Here is a 24,672-nt window from a genome sequence, read left to right on the forward strand (position 1 = left end):
GCCGGGGCGACCTGTACCCGTTGTCGGGCCCGCCCAATAAGCTCGACGCCATGCTCACGCTGCTTCTCTACGTGCTGATCGTCGGCCTGGTGGCCGCCGTGCTGTTCCTGCTGGCGAGCGCGGTGTTCGGGCGCGGGGAGGAACTCGGCCCGCTGCCCGACGGCACCACGGCCACGGTGCTTCCCGCCGCGGGAATCACCGGCGCGGATGTCCGCTCGCTGCGGTTCCAGCAGGTCGTGCGCGGCTACAAGGCCGGTGAGGTGGATTGGGCGCTGGCCCGGCTGGCGGCCCGGATCGACGAGTTGCAGGCCGAACTGGCGCACGCCCGCGGCTACAGCGCGCCCGCCGGCGCCAACCATCACGGCCCGCAGCCGCCGTTCGACGGGCCCGTCCCCCAGCCCCCGGCCGACGTTCCGTCCGTCCCCGCCGCGGCGCCCCCGCCCGTCCCCGCGGACGGTGAACCGCAGAGCACCGGCTGGGGCTACCCGGCCGAGCCGCGGCGCATCCAGTCCCCCGACAACCAGTGAGCACCCCCGACGACCGGATCCGCTGCCCGTGGTCGGAGGGCTCCCAGCTCTACCGCGACTACCACGATCACGAGTGGGGTAAGCCGGTGCACGGCGACGACGCCCTTTTCGAGCGGCTCTGCCTGGAGGCTTTCCAGTCGGGCCTCGCGTGGATCACGATCCTGCGGAAACGACCCGCGTTCCGGGCCGCGTTCGCCGATTTCGAGATCGCGAAAGTGGCCCGTTTCGGCGACTCCGACATCGCCCGTCTGCTGGCCGACGAGGGCATCGTCCGCAACCGGCTCAAGATCGAGGCGGTGATCGCCAACGCCCGGGTTGCCGGCGATCTCGACATCGGCCTGGACGAACTGCTCTGGTCCTTCGCGCCACCACCGCGACAGCGCCCGCGCGCGGTCGCCGACGTGCCCGCCGTCACAGCCGAATCCACCGCTCTGGCAAGAGAATTGAAGCGGCGAGGTTTTCGTTTCGTGGGCCCCACCACCGCCTACGCCCTGATGCAGGCGACCGGAATGGTGGACGACCATCTGCGCGATTGCTGGGTGAAACGTGACGTGCCCGACAGTCCTCCCGTGGTCACATTTCGAACTCAGGTATCCGTCCAGAACGGCGATAGGGAAGAATAGGACCGGTGTAGCTCGCCAAATGCCGGCGGGCTACCTGGTTGGTGACAACTGGAGTTCCAAGAAAGTGCGCAGGAATACCGCGCAGATCTGGAGGGAGCAGAGGATGGCGGCCATGAAGCCCCGCACCGGGGACGGTCCCCTCGAGGCAACCAAAGAAGGGCGTGGAATCGTGATGCGGGTTCCACTCGAGGGTGGCGGGCGTCTGGTCGTCGAACTCACGCCGGATGAGGCGGCGGCGCTCGGCGACGAATTGAAGAGTGTCACCAGCTAGGCCGGTTGTCACTGAGCTGGCCGATGTTCTGGCCTGCCCGGAATGCGGTCTCGGCTTGCAGCCGTCGGACCGCGCTCTGCGCTGCGCGCGGGGCCACAGCTTCGACCTCGCGAAACAGGGTTATGTCAGCCTGCTGACCGGCGCTTCCACCAAGATGACGGGCGACACCCCAGCCATGCTGGACGCCCGCTCCGCCTTCCAGGGCGGCGGTCACTTCGCGCCCGTCGCCGACGCGGTGGCCGCCGCCGTCGCACCGGGTGACGCACCGGCCGTCGTCCTGGAGATCGGCGCGGGCACCGGCTACTACCTGTCCCACCTGCTCGACGCCGCACCCGCGGCGCACGGCATCGCCCTGGATGTGGCCAAGGCCGCTGCCCGGCGCTGCGCGCGCGCCCATCCCCGCGCCGCGGCCGTCCTGGCCGATGCCTGGCGCGGCCTGCCGCTGCGCGACGACTCGGTGCACCGTGCCGTCTCGGTCTTCGCGCCGCGCAATCCCGCCGAGGTGGCACGGGTGCTGCGCGCCGAGGGGCGCTTCGTCGTGGCCACACCCACCGTGCGCCACCTGGCCGAGCTGGTGGGCCCGCTGGGCCTGGTCACGGTGGACCCGGACAAGGAGCGCCGCCTCGCCGAGTCGATGGCCGGGCGTTTCGAAGTCCGGGACCGCACCGTCGTCGACTATCCGATGAAGCTGACGCGCGCCGACATCGCGAATGTCGTGGGCATGGGCCCCTCCGCCTTCCATGCCGAGGGGCGCGATCCGGCCACCCTGCCGGACCTGCTCGAGGTGACCGCCTCGGTGACGGTCACGACCTACGGCCACGCCTAGATCTTGCGCACCAGGTCGTAGACGGCGACGGTGTGTTCCGCGATCCGGGCCCAGTCGAATTCGGCGATCGCCCGCGCCCGCCCGGCCGCACCGAAGCGGGCGGCCAGCTCCGCGTCACCCGCGACGTCGTTGACGGCCGCGGCCAGGCCCCGCTCGTAGGCTTCGGGGTCCTGCGGGTCGTAGCGCACCAGCCGTCCGGTGACGCCGTCGGCGACCACCTCCGGGATGCCGCCGACATCGGAGGCGACGACCGCGGTCGCGCACGCCATCGCCTCCAGGTTCACGATGCCCAGCGGCTCGTACACCGACGGGCACACGAAAACGGTCGCCGCCGAGAGGATCTGCCGGATCTGCTCGGTGGGCAGCATCTCCCGCACCCAGAAGACGTTGCCGCGGGCGCGCTGCAGTTCGTCCACCGCCGTCGCGGTCTCCACCTCGAGCTCCCGGGTGTCGGGTGCGCCCGCGCAGAGCACCAGCTGGATGCCGGGATCGAAATCGCGGGCGGCGGCCAGCAGGTGCCCGACGCCTTTCTGGCGGGTGATGCGCCCGACGAAGGCCACGATCGGCCGGTCGTCGCGCACGCCCAGCTCGTCCAGGATCGGGCGGGCCTCGGGGGCGGGCGGGCCCGGCCGCCAGAGCGCGGCGTCGATGCCGTTGCGGACGACGTGCACGCGGTCCGGATCGACGGCCGGATACGCGTCCAGGACGTCGCGGCGCATGCCGTCGCTGACCGCGATGACGGCGTCGGCGTGCTCGACCGCGTTGCGTTCGGACCAGGACGAGAGCCGGTAGCCGCCGCCCAGCTGTTCGGCCTTCCACGGGCGGCGCGGTTCCAGCGAGTGCGCGGTGAGCACGTGCGGTATGCCGTACAGGCTGGCGGCGAGGTGCCCGGCCAGGCCGGTGTACCAGGTGTGGGAGTGCACGACGTCGACGTGTCCGGCGGCGTCGGCCATCCGCAGCTGGGCCGACATCATCCCCAGCGCGGCGTTGGAATCGCGCAGCAGCGGATCGGGTTGGTGCACAACGGCATCGGTGCGGGAGACGCCCATGCAGTGCACGGTGACATCGCAGAGTTCGCGCAGGCGCGCCGTCAGCTCGGTGACGTGCACCCCGGCGCCGCCGTAGATCTCCGGCGGGTACTCCCGGGTCAGCATCGCGACCCGGAGCCCGTCGGGGGCGACCGGGAGTATGCCCCCATCCGTGCCGAAACTCACCCACTTCAAACTAGACGCTCGGCTCGGCTCGGGCCACTTACCCCGGTACTACACGGTAGTTTGGCAACTGTGAGGAGCCAGCCGCACGTACTCGGGATCGTGCTCGCCGGTGGCGAGGGCAAGCGACTGTTCCCCCTCACCGCGGACCGCGCCAAGCCCGCCGTCCCCTTCGGCGGCGCGTACCGCCTCATCGACTTCGTGCTCAGCAATCTGGTCAACGCCGGCTATCTGCGGCTGTGCGTGCTGACCCAGTACAAATCGCACTCGCTGGACCGGCACATCTCCCAGACCTGGCGCCTGTCCGGCTTCGCCGGGGAGTACATCACGCCGGTGCCCGCCCAGCAGCGGCTGGGCCCGCGCTGGTACACGGGCAGCGCCGACGCGATCATGCAGTCGCTGAACCTGATCCAGGACGAAGACCCGGAGTACATCGTGGTTTTCGGCGCGGACCACGTCTACCGGATGGATCCCGAGCAGATGGTCTCGCATCACATCCGGTCCGGGGCCGGGGTGACGGTCGCGGGCATCCGGGTGCCGCGCAGCGAGGCGAGCGCGTTCGGCTGCATCGATTCCGACGAGTCCGGGCGGATCACCCAGTTCCTGGAGAAGCCCGCGCATCCGCCGGGCACGCCGGACGACCCGAATGTCACCTTCGCCTCCATGGGCAACTACGTGTTCACCACCAAGGTGCTGGTGGATTCGATCCGGGCCGACGCCGAGGACAACGACTCCGACCACGACATGGGCGGGGACATCATCCCGGCGCTGGTCGCGGCCGGGGAGGCCGCCGTCTACGACTTCGCCGACAACGACGTGCCGGGAGCCACCGACCGCGATCGCGGCTACTGGCGCGACGTCGGCACCATCGACGCCTTCTACGAGGCGCACATGGATCTGGTGTCGGTGCACCCGGTGTTCAACCTCTACAACCGGCACTGGCCGATCCGCGGCGCGGCCGAGAACCTGCCGCCGGCCAAATTCGCGCAGGGCGGGCTGGCGCAGGAGGCGATCGTCGGCGCGGGCAGCATCCTGTCCGCGGCGACCGTGCGCAATTCGGTGCTCAGCGCGAACGTCATGGTGGACGACGGCGCGACCGTGGAGGGCAGCGTGCTGCTGCCGGGCGTGCGGATCGGGCGCGGCGCGGTGGTGCGCCGCGCCATCCTGGACAAGAACGTGGTGGTCGGCGAGGGCGAGATCATCGGCGTCGATCTGGACCGCGACCGGGACCGGTTCGCGGTCAGCAACGGCGGCGTGGTCACCGTCGGCAAGGGCGTCTGGGTCTAGGGCTGCCCGGTGCAGAACGGCGCGCACGGGCCGGGTGTGCGGGGCACGCTGGTCGCGGGGCGATCGCCGAAGTCGGCGGTGCTGACCAGGACCAGCAGCACGACCGCGCCGATCAGCAGGAGCACGAACACGATCGCCGCGCCGGCCCAGTCGGTCTGGCGGCGGTCCTCGTCGTAGCCGCGATCGTCGTAGCGCCGGTAGCCACGGTCGTCATACGGCGGCTCGGGCGCGCGGCGCTCGTCGTCCGGATTCGGCATGCTGCCGCGGAAGCGCCGGCGGCGCGCCTCCTGCTCCTCTTCCCAGCCCTCCCACATGGCCTGGCCCTTCCCTGTGGCCGGAACGGGACAGCGCGCGGGTCACCCCTGCGGGGGCGCGGCGGGCTCGGTGCAGAACGGTGCGCAGGTTCCCGGCGGCGGCGGCGCTTTCGTCGGTCCGGTGTCGAAATCGGCGTTGCTGACCAACACAAGCACAATCACCGCCGCCGCGACCATCAAACCGACCACGGTCAGGACCATCATCAGCCAGTAGGGCACCGTTTTCTCGGTGGCGATCTGCGCGACATGCACGCCTTCGACGAATTCGGACCCGCTCTGCCACGTCATGCGAAACACCTCTGCAACCCTGCGGCGCGAGCTCGGGGCCCGGAGGCGGTAGCTTGCCGTAACCACGCAGGGCCCGTGAGTGCCGCAGATCAGTAACTGCTGTTAGGTTGCGGATACCCGCTTCGACGCGGGGGAATCAGCCGCGTGACGCGCAGAGCAGACCGTCGCCGACGGGTATCAGCACGCTGGTCAACTCCGGGTCCTCGGCGATGGCGCGGGTCGCCGCGCGCACGGCCTGGGTGGCCGGATCCCGTTGCGCCGCATCCGGAACCCGCCCGCCGAGCAGCGCGTTGTGCAGGATGATCGCCCCGCCCTGGCGCAGCAACCGCACCGCCTGCTCGACGTACTGCGGGTGCTCCATCGGCGCGGCGTCGATGAAGACCAGGTCGTAGGCGCCGTCGGCGAGGCGCGGCAGCACGTCCAGCGCGCGGCCGTTGATCAGCCGGGTGCGGGCCGGCGGGATCTCGGCGGTGCGGAAGGCCTCCTTGGCCGCGCGCTGCAGCTCGGGCTCGGAATCGATCGTGGTGAGCGTGCCGTCCTCGCGCATGCCGTCGAGCAGCCACAGCCCGCTGATGCCCGCCCCCGTGCCGACCTCGACCACCGCGCGGGCCCCGAGCAGCTGGGAGTACATGCTCAGCAGGGCTCCGACCGACGGCGGCACCGGCGCCGCGCCCAGCTCGGTGGCCCGTTCCCGTGCGCTGACGAGTACCTCGTCCTCCACCACGGATTCCTCCACGTAGGCGAGATTTTGCTCCAGATTCGATGCCACGCCTAAGAGGCTAATGCGGGGAACGTGTTATCGGCGTTGTGACAACACGCTTTACGCCGCCAATCCGGCCCGGCCGAGTTTCTCAGCTGACCCTCAGGATCTCCATACGTCCGGCATACAACGACAGGAAAGAGTAGGTGCAGCGCAAGACCAGCCGACCGAGTGATACGCGGGATGCGGGAACAACGACATACAGCTAGTCGGTTGTATTCGCTACAGACGGGTTCGAGCATTCGAATCCGGCGTGACCGTCCCGAGTGTTTACGGTCCCGAGTAGGAGGTAGCCCCATCCACATGGTCAAAGGTTCATTTGCCGCGCTGCCGGGGCACTCCACCGATGTTCCCGAGGAGTCCACCCTGCCTGAGCAGGCCCTTCCCTATGAATCCGACGCCGCCGAGATCCCCGAGGCGGAGTTGACCGGCACCGCCGCCTTCGACGCCACCGGCGATCGCGCCGTCATGCCGTCCTGGGATGATCTGGTCCGCGAGCACGCCGACCGCGTCTACCGCTTGGCCTACCGCCTCTCCGGCGACGCTCAGGACGCCGAAGACCTGACCCAGGAAACCTTCATCCGGGTGTTCCGCTCGCTGTCGAACTACCAGCCGGGCACCTTCGAGGGCTGGCTGCACCGCATCACCACCAACCTGTTCCTGGACATGGTCCGCCGCCGCAACCGCATCCGCATGGAAGCGCTGCCCGAGGACTACGACCGCGTGCCCGCCGAGGGCCCGACCCCCGAGGACGCCTACCACGACGCCCGCCTGGATCCCGAGCTGCAGTCGGCGCTGGACGCGCTGGCCCCGGAGTTCCGCGCCGCCGTCGTGCTCTGCGATATCGAGGGCCTGTCCTACGAGGAGATCGGCGCCACCCTCGGGGTGAAACTGGGCACCGTGCGCAGCCGAATCCACCGTGGCCGGCAGGCACTGCGCGACCACCTTGCGCATAATGGAGCTGGGCAGCGGTTCGACGCCGCCACGAGCCTTGGGTGAGCCGGGCACCGGACCGACAGTCGGCTTCGGCGGCCGGCCTCACCGTCAGCAGTTGGACGTTGTCGGTCGGAAGGGTGAGCACCGAATGAGTGGCGAAGCTAGGCCGCGTTTTCGTCCCACCGAGCATCTGGCGAGCGAGGCGATCGCCGCCTATGTGGACGGCGAGCTGCGGATGAACGCCTATTTGCGCGCCGCCCAGCATCTGGCCCAGTGCCCCGAGTGCGCGGCCGAGGTCGACGCGCAGCAGCAGGCGCGCGTCGCGCTGCGGCAGTCGGGTCCGATCCGGATTCCGAATCGCCTGCACGACAGTTTGAACCGCATTCCGCTCGGCGAATTGCCGGGCACCGGGTCCGGCGCTGGTCCGGGCGCCGACAGCCCGGCACATCCGGCCTCGGGAAGTTCGCGCGGTGAGGCGGTTTTCGGTTTTCTGCCCGATTCGTTCACCGCGACCCGGTGGGCACAGTGGTGGCGCAAGTAGAGTTTCACGCGTGACCACCGAATCGCAGAACTCCGGATCGGCCGACACCAACGATTCGGCGGCTGCCCGGGGGAAAGTGGAGACATCCGCCCCGCCGGTTTCAGCGGCTGCCGGTTCCCTTCGGCCGTCGGACGCACCCGTATTGGGTCCCAGGCCGGTTTATCGGCCGCACGTCGATACGCATACCGCCTCGGCATTCCGTCGCCCCTCCGGTCAGGTCGGGTCGTTCGCCGCGTATTCGGGTCGGGGCGCGGGCAATTCCGCGCCGCAGTCCGGCCCGGAATTGCAGAATCGCCCGCCGGATTCCGTGCTGGCCGAGGCGTTCGGCCGGCCCGCGGGTTCCAGCGAGTTGTTGCAGCGTGATCCCGACGCCGCGAACGGCAGCGCGGAGATCGCGGGGCCCGCGGATCCGTGGCGCGATCCGAACGCGCCTGTCCGCCTCGGCGCGCCCGCGGTCGACACGCCCGAGCCACAAGAGTTGCCGCAGTCGAGCAAGTTGTCCGCGCGCGAGGTGCTGTTCGGTTCCCGGGTCGCGCCCAAGGCGCTGGCCATCCTGGCGGCGGTCGCGCTGGGCGTCGGCCTGGTGGGCGGTCTCATCGGCCGTCTGACGGCGGAGGTCTCGCAGAACCTGACCTCGCAGAAGGTCGCACTGACCCAGGGCGATACCGAGGAGAAGCCGCACGGCCAGATCGGCAAGGTCGCCAACGCGGTGCTGCCGTCGGTGGTGTCCATCCGGGTGACCGTCGGCGACAACGGCGCCACCGGTTCCGGCGTGGTGATCGACGGCGCCGGCTACATCGTCACCAACAACCACGTGATTTCCATGGCGGCACAGGACAAGACCAATCGCGCCGCCATCCAGCTGACCTTCTCCGACGGCACCCGGGTGCCCGCGCAGTTGGTCGGCCGCGATCAGAAGACCGACCTGGCGGTGCTGAAGGTCGACGTGAAGAACCTGACGGTGGCCCAGATCGGCAAGTCCGCGGACGTGCAGGTCGGCGATGACGTGCTGGCGGTGGGTTCACCGCTGGGCCTGAGCAAGACGGTCACCTCCGGCATCGTCAGCGCGCTGCACCGGCCGGTGAAGCTGGCCGGCGAGGGCAGCGACACCAACGCCGTGATCGACGCCGTACAGACCGACGCGGCGATCAATCCGGGTAACTCCGGCGGCGCACTGGTCGACATGGAGGGCCGGCTGATCGGCATCAACACCGCGATCCGCAGCGAATCCGGCGGTTCGGTGGGCCTGGGCTTCGCGATTCCCGCCGACGTGGTGACCACGGTGGCGCAGACGCTGATCCGGGACGGGCAGATGCACCACGCCAAGATCGGCCTGTCGGCGCGCACCAAGACGGTGGCCAACGAGGTGATGAGCGGCGCGGCGGTGGCCGACGTGGAGCCGGGCGGCCCGGCGGCCAAGGCCGGGATCGTCGAGGGCGACGTGATCGTGCGGATCGGGGACCGGGAGGTCACCGGGCCCGAAGAGCTCACAGTCGCGGTGCAGCAGCACAAGATCGGCGAGCGGGTGAACGTGCAGTTGATCCGCGATGGCAGGCAGGTGGACGTTCCGGTCACCCTCGAGTCGGACTGAGAAGTCCCCTGAGCTGGGCCTACCCACCCCGTAGGCTGCGCCCGGCCAGCACCCCCCACGGGGTATCGTAGGATCCGTGTTCAGCAACATCGGCTGGAGCGAGATGGTCATCTTGCTTGTCGCAGCCCTCGTGATCCTCGGCCCGGAGCGTCTGCCCGGCGCGGTTCGCTGGACCACGCGCAGCCTGCGTCAGGTGCGCGATTACGCCAGCGGCGCGACCTCACAGCTCAAGCAGGAGCTCGGGCCGGAGTTCGACGAGCTGCGTAAGCCGCTGGCCGAGCTGAACGAACTGCGCGGTATGACGCCGCGCTCGGTGGTCACCAAACACCTGCTGGGTGGCGACGATTCGGTGTTCAAGGAGATCGACGGCGCCGTCTCGGAATTGCGTGACGGCACGAAAGCGCCGGATTACCCCATGCCGAAGCTGCAGAAACCGCTGGAACGCAACGAAACTCCGCCCATCGACGACGACGCCACCTAGGCGGCTCTAGGTCACGCACGTCAAGCAATCTAGACACCTGACGCTGTCCAGCTGTCTAGACTTCGCACATGTCGGCCGATGACGTGGCACGGGTCTTCGCGATCGAGGATAAAGTCGAGCGACTCAAAGCGGCTACCGATGGAGTGGCGGCGGCCCAGCAGACCATCAACGAATTGACTCGCATCCGCAGAGCTGTGATCAGGGAGCTACACGCCGAGGGCTGGACCTTCGCCAGAATCGGTGCGGCCGCGGGGCTTTCCCGCGCGCGCATCCATCAGGTGAGCACCCAGGGTCCCGCACCGGAGGGTCTGTTCTTCGGGCACGGCCCGATCACCGTGATCGCCCCGGAGGTGCGGGCCGGGCGGGTGCTGGGCGCGCCCGATGCCGGCGCGGCCGCGCGGCTGGCCGAGTTGCTGCACGAGCTCGGCTTCCACGCCGCGGTCGAGCACTTCCTGCCCGGTCGCCCGATCGATCTGAATCGGGACGGGCTGATCATCGTGGGCGGTCCGGAGCTCTCCCCCAGCCTGCGCCAGCTCATCGCCGCCGACCCGCGGCTGCGCCGGGCCGTCGCTCGCGCCGGGGACGCCCGGCGCGGCATCGAGGATCGCGCCGCGCGCCGGGTCTATCGCCCCGGCGGCCCGGAACCGCACGACATCGCCTATCTGGCCCGATTGCCGCGCCCGGACGGCCGGGGTACCTGCCTGATCATCGACGGCCTGCACCCGCCCGGCTCGCTGGGCGCGATCCGGCTGCTGGCCACCCGCCTGGCGACGCTGCACGAGCGCGCCGCCAACCACCTGTTCTCGGTCCTGATCGCGGTGCGCTATGACCGCGCCACCGGCGAGCCGGTCGACGCCGACCTGCTCACGCCGGTCTACCGGCACGATCCCTCCGATTCGCGCGTGATGGCGCCCCGGACCCGTCGCTGAGCAATTGCCGGTAACGCCCGAAAGCTGTACGAAGCTCGGCCTTTTTCACCCGATGTGGTGGAGTTCACCACACCTCGATGCCAGGAGAAACGCTGCGGCCCACTAGATTGCTCTGATGTAACTAGACGGGGTGCCGAGCATCCGGGGAGGCAGCAATGACCCTCATTGTGATCATCACCGTGGCCGCGGTCCTGGCCGTCGGCGTGCTCGTGGCCGTGCTGCTGCGCGTCCCCGGGCCGGCCGCGGACGAGCTCACCGTCGCCGCCATCCAGGCCCGCCTGGCGGAAGAGACCGCGGCCGAGTCCACCGTCGATCGCTGAGCGGCTTCCCGGCGGAACTCAGGCGGCGACGCGGGTCGGGCGCAGGGTGTTCATCGGCGGGCGGTCGGTGAGCGAGACCTCGGTGCTGTGCGCCGTGAACGCGTCGCCGACGATCGGGAACTGCGTCAGCGCGGCCCCCGAATCCTCGACGCCGCTGCGGCCCAGCACGGTGCCCAGAATCTGGCGGGACATCACGCCGAGATCGGCGAGCGGGCGATTGCGGTGCGTGCGCACGCCCAGGTTGACCTGCCCGATGGCCTCCAGGCCCAAGCGATCGTAGGTGTCCAGCAGCAGGCCGATCTCGACGCCGTAGCCGGGCGCGAACGGCACCGAGGTGAGTAGCTCTCTGCTGCCCGCGTATTCGCCGCCCAGCGGTTGCAGCACTTGGGACAGCTCGGGCCGCAGCGCGGCCAGCAGCGGGCGGGCGACCAGCTCGGTGACGCGGCCGCCGCCGTGCGCCTCCACCTCGCCGCCCCGGCGCAGCGGACGCCGGTAGTAGGCCTTGACCAGTTGCAGGTCGTCGACCGTCAGCAACGGGCCCAGCAGCTTCGGCACGAAAGCGCGATCCGGGTCGAGGAGATCGGAGTCGACGAACGCGATGAGATCACCGGTCGCGACGGCCAGCGACCGCCACAGCACCTCGCCCTTGCCGGGCACCGGGTCCAGCTCGGGCACCGCCTGCTCGCGCGTGATCACCTCGGCGCCCGCGGCGCGAGCGCGCTCGGCGGTCGCGTCGGTGGAACCGGAATCCAGCACGATCAGTTCGTCGACCAGCGTGCCCAGCAGCGGGCGGATACTGGCCACCACCCCGGCGACCGTGGCTTCCTCGTTCAGCGCGGGGAGCACGACGGAGACGGTGCGCCCCTGTTTCGCCGCGACCAGTTCTTCGACCGGCCAGTCGGGGTTGTCCCAGGTGTTGATCGTCATACCAGACCTCGCAGGGTGCGTGCGGGTGGCCGGATGCCCTGGACGGCCGCGATCATATCGACCACGCGGCGGGTCTGCGCGACCTCGTGTACACGGAAAACCCGGGCGCCCGCGGCCGCGGACCAAGCGGTTGCCGCCAATGTGCCCTCCAATCGCTCGGATAGCTCGACACCTAGAGTCTCCCCGATGAAATCCTTATTACTCAGTGCCATGAGCACTGGCCATCCGGTATTTACAAGGACGTCGATTTCTCGCAACAACTCGAGCCCGTGATAGGTGTTTTTCCCGAAATCGTGTGTGGGATCGATCAGAATTCCGTCCCGGCGCACTCCGGCCGCGAGCGCGGCTTCGGCGGCATTCACCAAGGTACCGGTGACTTCGCCCACCAGATCCGGATAGCGCACCCGGTGCGGACGGGTCCGCGGTATCGCGCCGCCGGTATGACTGCAGACGATTCCCACACCGCGCTCGGCGGCCACCCGCACCAGATCGGGGTCCGCTCCGGCCCAGGTGTCGTTGATCAGATCCGCCCCGGCGTCCACCGCGGCGTCGGCCACCCCCGAGCGCCAGGTGTCCACGCTGATCAATAGCCCGGGGTACCGGTCCCGGATAGCGGCGACGAAGGGCAGCACCCGGCGGGCCTCCTCGGCCGCGTCGACCGTCTCGCCCGGGCCCGCCTTCACGCCGCCGATGTCGACCAGGTCCGCGCCCTCGTCCACCGCCCGCGCCACCGCGGCCATGGCGGCCTCGTCGGTGAAGGTGGCGCCGCGGTCGTAGAACGAATCCGGGGTCCGGTTGACGATAGCCATGACCAGCGCCCGATCGGTCGCGACAGGCTTCCCGCACAGGGTGGCAAGCGGCACTCCGCGGGGCTCGAACATGACCTTGACTGTATCTGCCCACCGGGCCCCGGCCCCTGCCGGTCGTGAGCCAGACGAACGAGCGAGGCTAGTTCTTCGGCGCGCGCCGAGCGGCGACGTCGCCGGGGTAGTCGTCGTAGAACGGAACATAGCCCTCCGCGCGACCCGCGAGCACGTACAGCTCGCTGCCGTCGTCCGGCTCGAAGCCCTGTTTGCGCAGATCCACCTTGCGGCTCTTGAACGTCGAGGTCTGCTCCAATTCGGCCACGACCCGGACGAACAGCGGCACCGCGTACCCGGGCAGCTGGTCGTAGGCCAGCTCGGCAACCGCCTTCCCGTCGAAATCCGCGCCCTCGCGCAGGGTGACCGCGGCCATGCCCGCCTTGCCGTCCGCGCCCGGGACGTCGACGCCGTAGACCACCACCTCGTCGAGGGCGTCGGCCTTGTCCAGCGCGCCCTCGACCTGGGTGGTGGCCACGTTCTCGCCCTTCCAGCGGAAGGTGTCGCCGAGCCGGTCGACGAAGGCGATGTGCCACCAGCCCTGGTTGCGCACCAGGTCGCCGGTGTCGAACCAGGCGTCGCCGGGTGCGAAAGCGTCACGCACCAGCTTGGATTCGGTCGCGTCCTGATCGGTGTAGCCGTCGAAGGGCTGCCGGTCGGTCACCTTGGCCAGCAGCAGCCCGACGCCGCCGGCGCCGACCCGGCGCAGCCGGCCCGCCGAATCCCGTGCGGCCTTTCCGTTTTCGTCGTCGTACTCCACGATCGTGTACGGCAGCACCGTGAAACCGGCGGTGCGATCCACCCCGAAGGCGTTGACGAACGCGACCGGCGCCTCGCTCGCGCCGTAGAACTCGACGATGCGGTCGATGCCGAACCGGCTCTTGAACTCGTCCCACAGTTCCGGGCGCAGGCCGTTGCCGACCGCGAGCCGGACCCGGTGCTGCCGATCCACCGGCTTGCGCGGCTGGTTCAGCAGATACCGGCACAGTTCGCCGATGTAGATGAAGCCGGTCGCTTCCTCGCGGATGATCTCGTCCCAGAAACCCGAGGCGGAGAACTTGCGCCCGAGCACATAGGTGCAGCCGCCGGCCAGCACCGAGGACAGCGCCACCGTGAGCGCGTTGTTGTGATAGAGCGGCAGGCAGCAGTACAGGGCGTCGCCGCCGCGCAGCCGCACGCCGAGACCGCCCAGCCCGGACATCGACTGGGTCCAGCGGCGGTGCGTCATCACGCTGGCCTTGGGCAGGCCGGTGGTGCCGGAGGTGAAGATCAGGAAGGCCCGCTCCCTCGCGGTGACCTGCGCGCACACCGCCGGATCGGTGTCCGGGGCGGAACGGGCCGCCGCGTGCAGATCGTTGCTGGACAACACGTTCGACGGCGGCTCCGCCAGCGAGTCGAACGCCTCCGCGCATTCCTCGCCGATCACGTTCAGCACGCTGTCGAGCAGGGCGAAGCTGTGCGCGAGCACCTCGTCGCGCTGGTTGTAGTTGAGCAGGCCGACGACCGCGCCCAGCTTGACCACCGCCAGCGCGGTGAACAACGTCTCGGGCCGGTTGGTCATCAGCACGCCGACCACGTCACCGCGGCCGACGCCGCGCTCGGCGAGCACGTGCGCGTACCGGTTCACCTCGGCGTTGGCCGCCCGGTAGGTGAAACTCTTGCCCTCGAACCGCAGGAACACGCGGTCGGGATGCCGGTGCGCGTTGCGCTGGAAATACAGTCCGATCGAGGCCTTGTCGCCGCCGCCGACCAGCATGCCGCGGGCGCCGCGCAGCATCGACGGCGCGTCGAAGACCATGCCCGGCAGCGACTTCACCAGATCGAACAGACTCACCGTGCTCCGTGTCGCACTCACTGCGGTCCTCCTCGTCGAGCCCGGCCGGTTACGCCGGGGGTTGCAGGGCCGCGAAGGCCTCTTCCATGGTGGTAACCACGGTGATCCGATCCAAAGCCGGCTGCGGGACGAATTTGCGCTGGTGCAACTCGTCGATCCATTCGAACAGGCCGCGGTAGAAGCCGTTCGCGTCCAGCAGCACCACCGGCTTCTCGTGCTGGCCCAGATAGCCGCCGGTCCAGGTCTCGAAGAACTCCTCCAGGGTGCCGATGCCGCCGGGCAGGGTGAGGAACGCGTCGGCGCGGTCCTCCATGACCTGCTTGCGCTGGCGCATGGTGTCGGTGACGACCAGCTCGTCGGCGTCGGTGTCGGCGACTTCCTTGTGCACCAGGTGTTTCGGGATGACACCGACCGTGCTCGCGCCACCGGTGCGGGCCGCCGCGGCGACCGCGCCCATCATCGACACGTTGCCGCCGCCGGACACCAATTGCCAGCCGCGCGCGGCGATCTCGGTGCCCACCTGCGCGGCCAGGGCCAGATACTCGGTGTCGACGGTGCTCGCCGAGCAGTACACGCACACCGAATAAGGCTGTGCCACGGGCTCACTCACCACTGATCCTCCGTACCGATCGCGTCGGATGCGCCGCCCTCGGCGGCATTGTTGGTAATGATCGACACCACGTCCTCGACGCTGTCGGTGACATGCAGCAGGGCCAGATCGCCGTGCGCGATCTTGCCCGAGCCGCCCAGCGAATCCCGCAGCCAATCCATCAGCCCGGACCAGTATTTGGTGCCGAACAGAATGATCGGGAAGCGGGTGATCTTGCGGGTCTGCACCAGGGTGAGCGCCTCGAACAGCTCGTCCAGGGTGCCGAAACCGCCCGGGAGGCAGATGAAGGCCTGCGAGTACTTCACGAACATGGTCTTGCGCGCGAAAAAGTAGCGGAAGTTGATGCCCAGGTCGACCCACTCGTTGAGGCTCTGCTCGAACGGCAGCTCGATGCCCAGGCCGATCGAATAGCCGCCCGCCTCCGAGGCGCCCCGGTTGGCCGCCTCCATCGCACCCGGTCCGCCGCCGGTGATCACCGCGAACCCGGCCCGGGCCAGTGCCGCGCCGATCGCCATGCCCGCCTGGTATTCGGGATGGTCGGCGGGCGTGCGCGCGGACCCGAACACCGCCACCGCGGGCGGTGCCTCGGCCAGCGCCCCGAACCCCTCCACGAACTCGGCCTGGATCCGCAGCACCCGCCACGGATCCGTGTGCACCCAATCACTGGGCCCATACCCGTCCAGCAAATTCTGATCCGCCGTCCGCAACCCCGGCTTCCGATCCCGCCGAAACATGATCGGCCCCCGAAACTTCGGCGTCGACCGCGGCAACCCCGGCACCGGCCCACTCGCCACCGGCGCACTCCGCACCGGCGCCCCCACCACCGGCGGTGCGTACTGCCCCGGCTGCGGGCCGTACTGAGGTTGCGCCACATAACCCCCCTGCTGAGGCGCGTACTGCTGCTGCGCATAGCCACCCGCCTGCGGGCCGTACTGCGGCTGCTGCGCGAACTCACCCGACTGCGGGGAGTACTGCTGCCCCTGCTGCGGCGGCTGCGACTGTGACTGCGGCTGCTGTGACTGTGACTGCGGCTGCGGCGCGAACTCACCCGACTGCCGCACACTCTGGCGCGACTGCGGCGCGGAATGCTGCTCCGGCTGCCCACTCTGCGACGGCGCGGATTCCGGCGACCGGCCCGGCTGCTGCGGCGCCGACGGCTCCCTCTGCGACTGCCCGGATTCCGTCGCGTAGGCCGATTGCGGCGACGCTGACTGATCGCCCTGCGCGGCCACGCTGGAACCGGGCGACGAACTCGGCTGCGGAGAAGGCGGTGACTGGTCACGCGGCGACTGCCCGGAGTCCGGCGATCGGTCCGGTTTCTGCGACGGCGGCTGATTGCCCTGCGCGGGCGCGCCGGAACCAGGCGACGAATTCGAGGGGGACGCGGACGCGGACTGTTCCGCTTGCGCCGACTGCGACCGGGCGGGAGCCGCCTGCGGTGCAGCGGGCGGCGGGGATGCGGGCTGGGCGGGAGCCGGTGACGGGCTCGGCGGGCGGGGCGGCTCGGCTTGCGACGGCGGCGCGGATTCGCTGTCCGGGGCGGGGTGTGGGGGTGGGTTCGGGGTGGGGGGATTCGGAGCCGGGGTACCGGCCACCGGCGGACCGGACTGGGGGTCGGCGGCGTCGCTGGACATGCGTCCCACGCTACCGGCGGGCGGTGGGGGCGCGGCGCACGGTTGGGGTCAGGCGCCGGTGAGGTAGGTGCGGAGCATGGCGGTGACGGCGGTGATCTGGGCCGTGGGGCAGTGTTCGTCGCGCTTGTGGGCGAAGTTGGGGTCGCCGGGGCCGAAGTTGACGGCGGGGATGCCGCGGGCGGCGAAGCGGGAGACGTCGGTCCAGCCGTATTTGGCCCGGACACCGCCGCCGCCGTGCGCGTTGACCGAGGCGATGAGGGCCGCAGCGGCGGGCGCGGTGAGGCCGGGCAGCGCGCCGGGGGCCGAGTCTGTGATGTCGAAGGTGAGGTCCAGGCCCTCGAAGACCGAGCGGACATGTTCGACGGCCTGCTCGACCGAGCGGTCCGGCGCGAAGCGGAAGTTGACGTCCACCTCGGCGGCATCGGGGATGACATTGCCCGCCACGCCGCCGGAGACGCGCACCGCGGACAGCCCCTCGCGGTAGACGCACCCGTCGATGTCGACCTCGCGCGCCTGGTACTCGGCCAGCCGCCGCAGAATCGGCGCGAGGCGGTGAATCGCGTTGTCGCCCTTCCAGGAGCGCGCCGAATGCGCGCGCACGCCGGCGGTGCTCAACCGGGCCCGCAGCGTGCCCTGGCAGCCCGCCTCGATCCACCCGCCGGACGGTTCGCCGAGGATCGCCAGATCCCCGGCCAGCCACTCCGGCAGGTCGCGCTCGATGTGACCGAGCCCGTTGTGCTCGGCGGCGATCTCCTCGCCGTCGTAGAAGATCAGCGTGAGGTCGTGCACCGGGTCGGCGATGGTGGCGGCCAGGTGCAGGAACACCGCGTCGCCGGACTTCATGTCGACGGTGCCGCACCCGTAGAGCACCTCCGCGCCCGCCTCGTCCCGGTCGAACCGGCTCGGCACGTTGTCCGCGATCGGCACGGTGTCCAGATGCCCGGCCAGGATGACCCGCGTCGGCAACCCCCGGTCGGTCCGCGCCAGCACCACGTTCCCGTGCCGCAGCACCTCGAACCCGGTCGTCTGCTCCCGCAGCGCCAGCTCCACGAGATCGGCGATGGCCTTCTCGTCCAGCGAGACGCTGGGGATGTCGACGAGAGCGGCGGTGAGCGCGATGGGGTCGGCAGCCAGGTCCAAAGTCACGCCCCCACCCTACGACCGCCGTACCCCGCCACCGCATCCACCGGGACCGGGCCGCCACCACAACACCCGAGCACGCGAACTACCGGTCGTCGGCCATGGTGAACGCCCCGCCTTCCAACCGCTGGATCAACCGCTGGGTCCACGCGGCCCGGCTGTCGGCGGTGTCGAGCCACAGCCCGAGCACCTCTCCGACCGGCCCCCAGGTGTCGAGGTCGGTGCCCGGCGGCAGGTGCGCGGTGATGCTGGCCCGCCACGCGCCCAGCTCCTGGGCCCGATCACGCAGCAGCGCAACGGCATCGGCGCGCGGCAGGTCGTCGATGAAGCCGACGGCGGCGGCGAGCAGGTCGAGCCGGGGGTCGCGGCGGGCCAGCGCCGAGCGCAGCAGTTGCTGGTAGGCCTGCTCCCCCGCCGCGGTCAGCTCGTATTCCATGCGCGGCGGTCCGCCCGCGGTGCTCGGCGCGGTGTCGTGCACCCGCAGCAGCTCGTCCTTGGCCAGGGACTTCAGCCCGTGGTAGACCGAACCCGAAGTGGCTCTTGCCCATTCGTGCGCGCCCCAGGATTCCAGATCGGCGCGCACCTGGTAGCCGTGCGCGCGGCCGCGGCGCCGGACCGCGCCGAGTACGAGCAGTCGAACCGCCGTCACGTCATACCTCCGGTCGAATCAGGCGGGTGCGGTGACCCACCACAGTGTGCCGAACGGGTCGACGAAGGCGCCCATCCGGCTGCCGTCGTCCTGCACGGCGACCGCGGCGGCCGAGCGCGCGCCGGCGGCGAGGGCCCGCTCGTAGGCGTCTTGCGGGTCCGGCACCGCGGCCCAGAGCTGCACGTGCACCGGCTCGGTGGGCGATTTCAGGCACCGGCCGCCGGTGGCGCCGGAGTCGGCGAAGAACAGCGAGCTCTCGCCGATGCGCGCCTCGGCGTGGATCACCCGGTGCGGGTCCGAGGGCAGCGGTACCAGCGTGGGCACCTCGGCGTCGAAGACCTGTTCCAGGAAGGCACGGAAAACGGTGGCGTCGTCGACCATCACGTACGGGGTCACAGCGGACATCGAACTCTCCTAACTAACCAAATTTGACTAACCAGATCCAGGCTAGCTCGAGTAGCCAAATTTGGCTAGCAATGCAGCTGCACCGCGGTCCGGGATCAGTGGGTAACCTCTTGAAACGTGAGTAGTCAGGGAGCAGCAGCAATCGGTATCGCCAACGTGACCGCGGACGGAACCGTCCTGGACACCTGGTACCCGAATCCGGAGCTCGGCGAGTTCGCCGAGACCGGCACCAAGCGCCTGGCGGAGGCGCCGGCGGAGTACGCGGCGCTGCTCGGTTTCGACGACGCCCGTGGCGTCGACGTGATCGCCGTGCGCACCGAGATCGCCGACCTGTCCGCCGCCCCGGTCGACGCGCACGATGTCTACCTGCGCCTGCACCTGCTCTCGCACCGCCTGGTCAAGCCGCACGAGATCAGCCTGGACGGCCAGTTCGGCCTGCTCAGCAATGTGGTGTGGACCAACCACGGCCCCGCCGCGGTGGAGGGCTTCGAGGCGGTGCGCGCCAAGCTGCGCGCCCGCGGCGCGGTCACCGTCTACAGCGTCGACAAATTCCCGCGCATGGTCGACTACGTGGTCCCCAGCGGCGTGCGCATCGGCGACGCCGACCGGGTCCGGCTCGGCGCGCACCTGGCCTCCGGCACCACGGTCATGCACGAGGGCTTCGTGAACTTCAACGCCGGCACCCTGGGCAACTCCATGGTCGAGGGCCGGATCTCCGCGGGCGTCGTGGTCGGCGCGGGCTCCGATGTCGGCGGCGGCGCGTCCACCATGGGCACGCTGTCCGGTGGCAACTCCACCATCATCTCGATCGGCGAACGTTCGCTGCTGGGCGCCAACTCGGGCCTGAACATCGTGCTCGGCGACGACTGCGTGCTCGAGGCCGGCCTGTACCTCACCGCGGGCACCAAGGTCAGCACTCCGGACGGCACCGTGGTGAAAGCCGCCGAACTCTCCGGCCGGAACAACCTGCTGTTCCGCCGCAACTCCCAGACCGGCGCGGTCGAGGTGGTGCCGCGCCAGGGCACCGGCATCGAACTCAACGCCGCACTGCACGCGAACGACTGAGCCTCCCCGAGACGCCCACCTGCCTTGCGCCGGTGGGCGTTTCGTCTCTCAGGCGTCGACGGCCGCCGGGTTCAGCCCGAAGGCGATGACGCGGGTGGGGCGGATGCGGATCAGTTCCCGCGACGGGACGCCCTCGAGGTAGGAATCGACATCGGTCAGCGCCTCCGCGGTGCCACGGATCTCCAGGCAGCGCACCCGCCAGGGGCGCACCGAGGCGATGTCGTCGACGACGAAGGCGACCCGGTCGTTGCCCGCGAGATTGCGGAACTTCCACGAGGCGCCCATGTTCCAGCCCGCGATGTCGATGGTGCCGAGGTCCGCGTTGTAGTGGAAGCCCACGGGATTGTTCTGCGGTGACCCGTCCGCGCGCACGGTGGCCAGCCGCCCGAGCCGCTGGGTCTGCAGGTAGTCGATGTGTTCCTGGGTCAAGGCTGCGCTCATGTCCGTGACCGTAAGACCTCGAGTGAACTCGAGGTCAAGGCGCGATCAGCCCAGCAGCTTCTTCTGCACCTTGCCCATGGCGTTGCGCGGCAGCGCGTCCAGCACGCGGATCTCGCGTGGGCGCTTGTGCACCGAAAGCTGTTCGGCCACATGGGCGATGAGCTGTTCTTCGATGCCGTCGGCGGCCTCCCGCAGCACGACGAAGGCGGTGATGCGCTGGCCGAGGTCGGCGTCGGGCAGGCCGACCACCGCGACCTCAGCGACCGCCGGATGCCCGAGCAGCGCGGTCTCGATCTCGCCCGCGCCGACCCGGTAGCCCCCGGATTTGATGAGATCCACCGATTCCCGGCCGACGATGCGATGCCAGCCGCCGGAATCGATGACGGCGACGTCGCCGGTCCTGAACCAGCCGTCCGCGGTCCAGCTCTCGGCGGTGGCGTCGGGCCGGTTCAGATATCCGTCGAACAGCATCGGGCCCGAAACCTCCAGGCCGCCGATGCTTTCGCCATCGTGCGGCACGTCGTTGCCCGCCTCGTCGCGCAGCCGGGTCGCGACGCCTCGGACCGGTGTGCCGACCCAGCCCGGCCGCCGCTCGCCGTCGGCCCGGGTGGACAGCGTGATCATGGTCTCGCTCATGCCGTAGCGCTCGACCGGCGCGTGCCCGGTGTACTCGCGCAGTCGCTCGAACACCGGCACCGGCAGCGGGGCGCTCCCGGAGACCAGCAGCCGCGCGGACGCCAATTGCTTTGCCGCGTCCGGATTCTCGGCAATCCGCGACCACACCGTCGGTACCCCGAAGTACAGCGTGCCGCGCGCGGCGGCGTAGGCCTGCGGGGTGGGCTTGCCAGTGTGGATCAGCGGGCTGCCCACCCGCAGCGGGCCGAGCACGCCGAGGATCAGGCCGTGCACGTGGAACAGCGGAAGTCCGTGCACCAGAACGTCGTTCGCCGTCCACGCCCACGCCTCGGCGAGTGCGTCCAGCCCGGCCGCGATGGCGGCCCGGCTCAGCACCACCCCCTTGGGCGGCCCGGTGGTGCCCGAGGTGTAGAGCACGAAAGCCGTTGTGGCCGGGTCGGGTTCGGGATACGTGTGCCAGGACCGCGCGTGCACCCGCACCGGGACGACCGGTAGTTCGGTGCCCTCCGGCGCCTTGCCGAGCCAGGCCTGCGCGCCGGAATCCCGCAGGATGTGCGCGAGTTCGGCGCTGCCGGCGTCCGGCGGCACCGGCACCACGGTGACGCCGGCGATCAGGCAGCCGACGACCGCGAGCACCGTGGTCACACTCGGCTCGGCCAGCACCGCGACCCGCTCGGCGCGCGAAATCCGCTCGGCCACCGAGGTCGCCGCGCCCAGCAGGTCGCTGCGCGAGAGCGTCACGCCGTCGAGGGTGACGGCGTCGGGGATATCCGCGCCGGCGGCGACGGCGAGCGGGTTCAGCGAGCGGAGCAGCAGCGGCGGACCGTAGGACACTCGCCCACGCTACTGCCCGGCGGGCGCCCCGGCGCGCACGGGGCAGGCCGCGATTGTGACCGTTGACACAATGGGGAGGCAGTGAGAAAGTTGATGCATAACCTTCTCAACGACGAGAACGAGGTCGATCATGACCAGTCCGCTTCGCGCGGTGCGCAATTCGGCGCCGCCCAGTGACTCCGCCGGCGCGGATTTCGATATCGCCCAGTATCTCGACGGCGCCACCGCGTTCTTCGGCGCCGCGGCGAACGTGATCATGCAGCTGGCCGAGCCCCCGGTCGGCTACGGCGTGCTGGAGAGCACGGTGGACAGCGGCAAGGTCACCAAGCACCCGATCAAACGCCTGCGCACCACGGTCACCTATCTGTCGGTGGCCATGCTCGGCGACGAGGACGAGCGCGCCGCCTACCGGGAGGCGGTGAACCGCTCGCACCGCGCCGTGCGCTCCACCGCGGCGAGCCCGGTGAAATACAACGCCTTCGACCCGAAACTCCAGCTGTGGGTGGCGGCGTGCCTGTACTGGGGCGCGCGCGACATGTACGAGCGCCTGCACGGTCCGATGGACGCCGCGGCCGCGGACGCCTTCTACTACTTCGCCGCCCGCCTCGGCACCACCTTGCAGATGCGCCCGGAGCTGTGGCCCGCCGACCGCGCCGCGTTCGACGCGTACTGGACCGAGAATCTGGCGCGCACCCGGATCGATCCCCCGGTGCGCGCCTACTTCGACGACCTCGTCGACCTGAAGATGCTGCCGCTGCCGGTGCGCCTGCCCTTCGCCCGGTTCCATCGCTGGGTGGTGGCCGGCATGCTGCCGCCACACCTGCGCGAGCAGATGGGCATGCGCTGGAGCGCTTTCGACGACCAGGTGCTCGCCGCCGCGATGCGCACGCTGGGCGCCGTCTCCGGCGCCATGCCCGCACCGGTGCGCATGTTCCCGGTCAACGCCTACATGGCCGACTTCCGCCTCCGGCGCCGGCTGGGCCTGCGGCTGGTCTAGTTCTGCGGCACCCGGAACGAGACCACCACGTGGTCGCGGGCGAACCGCCGGATCGCGGCATCGTCGCCGAGCGGGATCACCGTTTGCGGAGTGAGCGCCAGGGACACCGCGGTGCGCGCGATCATCTCCGCCAGCGGCTCCGGATCGTATTCCGGCAGTTTGCCTTCCGCCTGCAACCGGGTGACGAACTCGGCGAGGTAGTCGCGGCCCAGTTCGATGATGGGCGCGCCCTGGGTGGTGAGGAACGGCAGCACGAAATCCGGTTCGGTGGCCAGCAGCCGATGGACCAGCTTGTTCTCGCGCAAGCCGGTCAGGAAGGCGACGAACAGTTCGACGATCTGATCCTCGGCGCGGGCATCGCGATCGACCTGGCGCTGCAGGGCCGCGTCCACCTCGTCGATGAATTCCCGGGTCTGGCGCAGCGCGACCGCCTGGATCAGATCGGATTTGCTGGCGAAGCGCCGGTAGAGCGTCGCCAGGGACAGTCCGCAGCGGCGGGCGACCTCGACCATGCTGGTGCGTTTGATGCCGAAATCGAGGAACGCCAGCAGCGCCGCGTCGAGCACGCGCGCCTGATTGCGATCCTCGGGGCCGGTGCTGCGCACCAGCGACAGCAACTTGGTCAGCCTCGCCATGCCTCCCACCCTAACGACCCGCGCGCCGCGGTGAGGCGATGACGTCCTACTCATCGCACAACCTCATCGGCGCCATTGACACCGATTCGAGAGGATGAGAAGGTTTGATACAAATCGTCTCACGCTCAACGGGGAGCCGCCATGACCGCCGCGTACAGCAGCCATGATTCCGAACCCATCGCCTACATCCAGTTCACGCCGGAGACCGTGCGCGAGCACATGGACGGCGTCGCCGCCTTCCTCGGCGGCACGGCCAACGTCATCATGCAGCTGAGCCTGCGGCCCGTCGGGCGCGGCGTGCTGGAGAGCACCGTCGACAGCGGCAAGGTCACCCTGCATCCGCTCAAGCGGCTGCGCACCACCCTGACCTACCTGGCGGTCGCGCTCATGGGCACCGACGAGGAGCGGGCGATCTACCGCGAAGCCGTCAACGGCTCGCACCGGCCGGTGCGCTCCACCGCGGACAGCCCCGTCAAGTACAACGCCTTCGACCCGCAATTGCAGCTGTGGGTGGCGGCCTGCCTGTACTGGGGCATCGACGATCTGCAGACCCGCATGCACGGCCCGATGGCGCCCGCCAAAGCCGAAGCGTTCTACCAGTACTGCGCGCGGCTGGGCACCACCTTGCAGATGCGCGAGGAGCAGTGGCCGCCGAATCGCGCGGCGTTCCAGCAGTATTGGGAGGCGAACCTGGCCACCAAATCCATCGAACCCGCGCTGCGCGAATACTTCGACAACCTGATCGACCTGAAGATGCTGTCGCGCCCGACCCAGTTGCTCTTCGCCCGGTTGCAGCGCTTCATCGTCACCGGACTGCTGCCCCAGCACCTGCGCACCGAGATGGGCATGGACTGGACCCCTCGTGATCAGGCACGTTTCGACCGCATACTGCGCGCGATCGCCGCGGTGCACACCCGGCTGCCCCGGCAGGCCCGGATGTTCCCGATGAACGCCTACCTGCTCGACATGCGCGTCCGCCGCCGCCTGGGCAAGCCGCTGCTCTGACCTAGGTGTACTGACCCGAGAGGTTAGGAACGCGGCTGGCTGGTGGGTGACCGCCCAGTGCGGTGTGGCCGCGGTGGTGATTGTAGGTGTGTAGC

The 24,672-nt window shown here is 69.9% G+C and carries 31 protein-coding genes; 16 read left to right on the forward strand and 15 right to left on the reverse strand.

The window, feature by feature from the left end:
- Nucleotides 1–50: 50 nt before the first annotated feature.
- The 4 genes from AB0I43_RS35745 (at nucleotide 51) to AB0I43_RS35760 (ending at nucleotide 2,247) form a co-directional block, all read left to right on the forward strand.
- Nucleotides 51–527 carry a DivIVA domain-containing protein gene (locus AB0I43_RS35745; protein WP_356976139.1) on the forward strand — a complete coding sequence of 159 codons (477 nt, stop codon included), beginning with the start codon at nucleotides 51–53 and terminating at the stop codon, nucleotides 525–527.
- Nucleotides 524–1,150, forward strand: a complete 627-nt coding sequence (locus tag AB0I43_RS35750) for a DNA-3-methyladenine glycosylase I (RefSeq protein WP_356976141.1) — start codon at nucleotides 524–526, stop codon at nucleotides 1,148–1,150. Before AB0I43_RS35745 ends, AB0I43_RS35750 begins: the two co-directional genes overlap by 4 nt.
- A gap of 103 nt (nucleotides 1,151–1,253) precedes the next feature.
- Entirely contained in the window at nucleotides 1,254–1,421 is a 168-nt protein-coding gene (locus AB0I43_RS35755) for a DUF3117 domain-containing protein (RefSeq protein WP_011211259.1), read from the forward strand.
- A complete protein-coding gene (locus AB0I43_RS35760) occupies nucleotides 1,408–2,247 on the forward strand; it encodes a putative RNA methyltransferase (RefSeq protein WP_356976143.1) in 840 nt (279 codons plus the stop codon). The genes AB0I43_RS35755 and AB0I43_RS35760 overlap by 14 nt, the downstream gene beginning before the upstream one ends.
- On the opposite strand, the gene glgA is transcribed toward AB0I43_RS35760, so the two are convergent.
- Nucleotides 2,244–3,401 carry a glycogen synthase gene (gene glgA / locus AB0I43_RS35765; RefSeq protein WP_356976208.1) on the reverse strand — a complete coding sequence of 386 codons (1,158 nt, stop codon included), beginning with the start codon at nucleotides 3,399–3,401 and terminating at the stop codon, nucleotides 2,244–2,246. The two genes, AB0I43_RS35760 and glgA, sit on opposite strands and share 4 nt — an antisense overlap.
- Nucleotides 3,402–3,530: 129 nt before the next feature.
- Between glgA and glgC the strand changes: the two genes are divergently transcribed.
- Nucleotides 3,531–4,745 carry a glucose-1-phosphate adenylyltransferase gene (gene glgC / locus AB0I43_RS35770; RefSeq protein WP_356976145.1) on the forward strand — a complete coding sequence of 405 codons (1,215 nt, stop codon included), beginning with the start codon at nucleotides 3,531–3,533 and terminating at the stop codon, nucleotides 4,743–4,745.
- Here the strand turns inward: glgC and AB0I43_RS35775 are convergent.
- The 3 genes from AB0I43_RS35775 to AB0I43_RS35785 form a co-directional block, all read right to left on the reverse strand.
- A complete protein-coding gene (locus AB0I43_RS35775) occupies nucleotides 4,742–5,059 on the reverse strand; it encodes a hypothetical protein (RefSeq protein WP_356976147.1) in 318 nt (105 codons plus the stop codon). The genes glgC and AB0I43_RS35775 overlap by 4 nt on opposite strands.
- A gap of 42 nt (nucleotides 5,060–5,101) precedes the next feature.
- Complete coding sequence (locus AB0I43_RS35780; protein ID WP_356976149.1) at nucleotides 5,102–5,347, reverse strand: hypothetical protein; 246 nt, start codon at nucleotides 5,345–5,347, stop codon at nucleotides 5,102–5,104.
- 136 nt (nucleotides 5,348–5,483) lie between these two features.
- Nucleotides 5,484–6,116 carry an O-methyltransferase gene (locus tag AB0I43_RS35785; RefSeq protein WP_356976151.1) on the reverse strand — a complete coding sequence of 211 codons (633 nt, stop codon included), beginning with the start codon at nucleotides 6,114–6,116 and terminating at the stop codon, nucleotides 5,484–5,486.
- Between the two features lie 294 nt (nucleotides 6,117–6,410).
- Between AB0I43_RS35785 and sigE the strand changes: the two genes are divergently transcribed.
- The 6 genes from sigE (at nucleotide 6,411) to AB0I43_RS35815 (ending at nucleotide 10,905) form a co-directional block, all read left to right on the forward strand.
- Nucleotides 6,411–7,106, forward strand: coding sequence for an RNA polymerase sigma factor SigE (gene sigE, locus AB0I43_RS35790; RefSeq protein WP_356976153.1), 696 nt, complete (start codon nucleotides 6,411–6,413; stop codon nucleotides 7,104–7,106).
- 85 nt (nucleotides 7,107–7,191) lie between these two features.
- The gene (locus tag AB0I43_RS35795) at nucleotides 7,192–7,584 is read left to right on the forward strand and encodes a zf-HC2 domain-containing protein (protein WP_356976155.1); all 393 of its coding nucleotides are present in this window, start codon (nucleotides 7,192–7,194) and stop codon (nucleotides 7,582–7,584) included.
- Nucleotides 7,585–7,594: 10 nt separating this feature from the next.
- Nucleotides 7,595–9,175, forward strand: coding sequence for a trypsin-like peptidase domain-containing protein (locus AB0I43_RS35800; protein ID WP_356976157.1), 1,581 nt, complete (start codon nucleotides 7,595–7,597; stop codon nucleotides 9,173–9,175).
- A gap of 76 nt (nucleotides 9,176–9,251) precedes the next feature.
- The gene (gene tatB / locus AB0I43_RS35805) at nucleotides 9,252–9,656 is read left to right on the forward strand and encodes a Sec-independent protein translocase protein TatB (RefSeq protein WP_356976159.1); all 405 of its coding nucleotides are present in this window, start codon (nucleotides 9,252–9,254) and stop codon (nucleotides 9,654–9,656) included.
- Nucleotides 9,657–9,724: 68 nt separating this feature from the next.
- Nucleotides 9,725–10,585, forward strand: a complete 861-nt coding sequence (locus AB0I43_RS35810) for a hypothetical protein (RefSeq protein ID WP_356976161.1) — start codon at nucleotides 9,725–9,727, stop codon at nucleotides 10,583–10,585.
- Nucleotides 10,586–10,740: 155 nt separating this feature from the next.
- Complete coding sequence (locus AB0I43_RS35815; protein WP_356976163.1) at nucleotides 10,741–10,905, forward strand: hypothetical protein; 165 nt, start codon at nucleotides 10,741–10,743, stop codon at nucleotides 10,903–10,905.
- 18 nt (nucleotides 10,906–10,923) lie between these two features.
- Here the strand turns inward: AB0I43_RS35815 and AB0I43_RS35820 are convergent, their stop codons facing one another.
- The 5 genes from AB0I43_RS35820 to AB0I43_RS35840 all read right to left on the reverse strand — a co-directional run bounded on the left by AB0I43_RS35820 (nucleotide 10,924) and on the right by AB0I43_RS35840 (nucleotide 15,870).
- Entirely contained in the window at nucleotides 10,924–11,832 is a 909-nt protein-coding gene (locus tag AB0I43_RS35820) for a glucosyl-3-phosphoglycerate synthase (RefSeq protein WP_356976165.1), read from the reverse strand.
- The gene (gene folP / locus AB0I43_RS35825; RefSeq protein WP_356976167.1) at nucleotides 11,829–12,713 is read right to left on the reverse strand and encodes a dihydropteroate synthase; all 885 of its coding nucleotides are present in this window, start codon (nucleotides 12,711–12,713) and stop codon (nucleotides 11,829–11,831) included. Before folP ends, AB0I43_RS35820 begins: the two co-directional genes overlap by 4 nt.
- A 67-nt stretch (nucleotides 12,714–12,780) precedes the next feature.
- Nucleotides 12,781–14,547 (reverse strand): long-chain-acyl-CoA synthetase, encoded by a 1,767-nt coding sequence (locus tag AB0I43_RS35830; RefSeq protein WP_356976168.1) that lies wholly within the window; start codon nucleotides 14,545–14,547, stop codon nucleotides 12,781–12,783.
- A gap of 28 nt (nucleotides 14,548–14,575) precedes the next feature.
- Entirely contained in the window at nucleotides 14,576–15,139 is a 564-nt protein-coding gene (locus AB0I43_RS35835; protein ID WP_356976170.1) for a TIGR00730 family Rossman fold protein, read from the reverse strand.
- Nucleotides 15,133–15,870 carry a TIGR00730 family Rossman fold protein gene (locus AB0I43_RS35840; protein WP_356976172.1) on the reverse strand — a complete coding sequence of 246 codons (738 nt, stop codon included), beginning with the start codon at nucleotides 15,868–15,870 and terminating at the stop codon, nucleotides 15,133–15,135. Before AB0I43_RS35840 ends, AB0I43_RS35835 begins: the two co-directional genes overlap by 7 nt.
- On the opposite strand from AB0I43_RS35840, the gene AB0I43_RS35845 reads away from it, so the two are divergent.
- Together AB0I43_RS35845 and AB0I43_RS35850 are read left to right on the forward strand one after the other, a co-directional pair.
- Nucleotides 15,869–15,997: a hypothetical protein gene (locus AB0I43_RS35845; RefSeq protein ID WP_357433449.1), complete on the forward strand. Its 129-nt coding sequence runs from the start codon at nucleotides 15,869–15,871 to the stop codon at nucleotides 15,995–15,997. The two genes, AB0I43_RS35840 and AB0I43_RS35845, sit on opposite strands and share 2 nt — an antisense overlap.
- 2 nt (nucleotides 15,998–15,999) lie before the next feature.
- Nucleotides 16,000–16,140 carry a hypothetical protein gene (locus tag AB0I43_RS35850; RefSeq protein ID WP_356976174.1) on the forward strand — a complete coding sequence of 47 codons (141 nt, stop codon included), beginning with the start codon at nucleotides 16,000–16,002 and terminating at the stop codon, nucleotides 16,138–16,140.
- Between the two features lie 678 nt (nucleotides 16,141–16,818).
- On the opposite strand, the gene dapE is transcribed toward AB0I43_RS35850, so the two are convergent.
- From dapE to AB0I43_RS35865, 3 genes are all read right to left on the reverse strand, one after another.
- Nucleotides 16,819–17,916: a succinyl-diaminopimelate desuccinylase gene (gene dapE / locus AB0I43_RS35855; RefSeq protein WP_356976175.1), complete on the reverse strand. Its 1,098-nt coding sequence runs from the start codon at nucleotides 17,914–17,916 to the stop codon at nucleotides 16,819–16,821.
- Nucleotides 17,917–17,995: 79 nt separating this feature from the next.
- Entirely contained in the window at nucleotides 17,996–18,559 is a 564-nt protein-coding gene (locus AB0I43_RS35860; protein WP_356976177.1) for a PadR family transcriptional regulator, read from the reverse strand.
- An 18-nt stretch (nucleotides 18,560–18,577) separates the two neighbouring features.
- Nucleotides 18,578–18,964 carry a VOC family protein gene (locus AB0I43_RS35865; protein WP_356976179.1) on the reverse strand — a complete coding sequence of 129 codons (387 nt, stop codon included), beginning with the start codon at nucleotides 18,962–18,964 and terminating at the stop codon, nucleotides 18,578–18,580.
- Nucleotides 18,965–19,081: 117 nt separating this feature from the next.
- Between AB0I43_RS35865 and dapD the strand changes: the two genes are divergently transcribed.
- Entirely contained in the window at nucleotides 19,082–20,029 is a 948-nt protein-coding gene (dapD, locus tag AB0I43_RS35870) for a 2,3,4,5-tetrahydropyridine-2,6-dicarboxylate N-succinyltransferase (protein WP_356976180.1), read from the forward strand.
- Nucleotides 20,030–20,077: 48 nt separating this feature from the next.
- On the opposite strand, the gene AB0I43_RS35875 is transcribed toward dapD, so the two are convergent.
- Both AB0I43_RS35875 and AB0I43_RS35880 read right to left on the reverse strand, forming a co-directional pair.
- Entirely contained in the window at nucleotides 20,078–20,470 is a 393-nt protein-coding gene (locus AB0I43_RS35875) for a PPOX class F420-dependent oxidoreductase (RefSeq protein ID WP_356976181.1), read from the reverse strand.
- 45 nt (nucleotides 20,471–20,515) lie between these two features.
- Nucleotides 20,516–21,922 carry an acyl-CoA synthetase gene (locus AB0I43_RS35880; protein ID WP_356976210.1) on the reverse strand — a complete coding sequence of 469 codons (1,407 nt, stop codon included), beginning with the start codon at nucleotides 21,920–21,922 and terminating at the stop codon, nucleotides 20,516–20,518.
- A gap of 148 nt (nucleotides 21,923–22,070) precedes the next feature.
- Here AB0I43_RS35880 and AB0I43_RS35885 point away from each other — a divergent pair, with 148 nt between their 5' ends.
- Complete coding sequence (locus AB0I43_RS35885; protein ID WP_356976182.1) at nucleotides 22,071–22,937, forward strand: oxygenase MpaB family protein; 867 nt, start codon at nucleotides 22,071–22,073, stop codon at nucleotides 22,935–22,937.
- On the opposite strand, the gene AB0I43_RS35890 is transcribed toward AB0I43_RS35885, so the two are convergent.
- Nucleotides 22,934–23,572: a TetR/AcrR family transcriptional regulator gene (locus tag AB0I43_RS35890; protein ID WP_356976183.1), complete on the reverse strand. Its 639-nt coding sequence runs from the start codon at nucleotides 23,570–23,572 to the stop codon at nucleotides 22,934–22,936. The genes AB0I43_RS35885 and AB0I43_RS35890 overlap by 4 nt on opposite strands.
- Before the next feature lie 219 nt (nucleotides 23,573–23,791).
- On the opposite strand from AB0I43_RS35890, the gene AB0I43_RS35895 reads away from it, so the two are divergent.
- Nucleotides 23,792–24,577, forward strand: a complete 786-nt coding sequence (locus AB0I43_RS35895; protein WP_356976212.1) for an oxygenase MpaB family protein — start codon at nucleotides 23,792–23,794, stop codon at nucleotides 24,575–24,577.
- The last annotated feature ends 95 nt before the right edge of the window (nucleotides 24,578–24,672 follow it).

The organism is Nocardia sp. NPDC050435 (assembly GCF_040655395.1).
Taxonomy (GTDB): domain Bacteria; phylum Actinomycetota; class Actinomycetes; order Mycobacteriales; family Mycobacteriaceae; genus Nocardia.

Bases quoted from the DNA above. Each gene is read 5' to 3' on its own strand.
- AB0I43_RS35745 (WP_356976139.1), top strand. From the start codon at position 51: ATGCTCACGCTGCTTCTCTACGTGCTGATCGTCGGCCTGGTGGCCGCC.
- AB0I43_RS35755 (WP_011211259.1), top strand. From the start codon at position 1,254: ATGGCGGCCATGAAGCCCCGCACCGGGGACGGTCCCCTCGAGGCAACC.
- glgA (WP_356976208.1), bottom strand. From the start codon at position 3,401: ATGCTGACCCGGGAGTACCCGCCGGAGATCTACGGCGGCGCCGGGGTG.
- AB0I43_RS35775 (WP_356976147.1), bottom strand. From the start codon at position 5,059: ATGTGGGAGGGCTGGGAAGAGGAGCAGGAGGCGCGCCGCCGGCGCTTC.
- AB0I43_RS35780 (WP_356976149.1), bottom strand. From the start codon at position 5,347: ATGACGTGGCAGAGCGGGTCCGAATTCGTCGAAGGCGTGCATGTCGCG.
- sigE (WP_356976153.1), top strand. From the start codon at position 6,411: ATGGTCAAAGGTTCATTTGCCGCGCTGCCGGGGCACTCCACCGATGTT.
- AB0I43_RS35795 (WP_356976155.1), top strand. From the start codon at position 7,192: ATGAGTGGCGAAGCTAGGCCGCGTTTTCGTCCCACCGAGCATCTGGCG.
- AB0I43_RS35810 (WP_356976161.1), top strand. From the start codon at position 9,725: ATGTCGGCCGATGACGTGGCACGGGTCTTCGCGATCGAGGATAAAGTC.
- AB0I43_RS35815 (WP_356976163.1), top strand. From the start codon at position 10,741: ATGACCCTCATTGTGATCATCACCGTGGCCGCGGTCCTGGCCGTCGGC.
- AB0I43_RS35820 (WP_356976165.1), bottom strand. From the start codon at position 11,832: ATGACGATCAACACCTGGGACAACCCCGACTGGCCGGTCGAAGAACTG.
- folP (WP_356976167.1), bottom strand. From the start codon at position 12,713: ATGTTCGAGCCCCGCGGAGTGCCGCTTGCCACCCTGTGCGGGAAGCCT.
- AB0I43_RS35845 (WP_357433449.1), top strand. From the start codon at position 15,869: ATGATCGGCCCCCGAAACTTCGGCGTCGACCGCGGCAACCCCGGCACC.
- AB0I43_RS35840 (WP_356976172.1), bottom strand. From the start codon at position 15,870: ATGTTTCGGCGGGATCGGAAGCCGGGGTTGCGGACGGCGGATCAGAAT.
- AB0I43_RS35865 (WP_356976179.1), bottom strand. From the start codon at position 18,964: ATGTCCGCTGTGACCCCGTACGTGATGGTCGACGACGCCACCGTTTTC.
- AB0I43_RS35875 (WP_356976181.1), bottom strand. From the start codon at position 20,470: ATGAGCGCAGCCTTGACCCAGGAACACATCGACTACCTGCAGACCCAG.
- AB0I43_RS35885 (WP_356976182.1), top strand. From the start codon at position 22,071: ATGACCAGTCCGCTTCGCGCGGTGCGCAATTCGGCGCCGCCCAGTGAC.
- AB0I43_RS35890 (WP_356976183.1), bottom strand. From the start codon at position 23,572: ATGGCGAGGCTGACCAAGTTGCTGTCGCTGGTGCGCAGCACCGGCCCC.
- AB0I43_RS35895 (WP_356976212.1), top strand. From the start codon at position 23,792: ATGGACGGCGTCGCCGCCTTCCTCGGCGGCACGGCCAACGTCATCATG.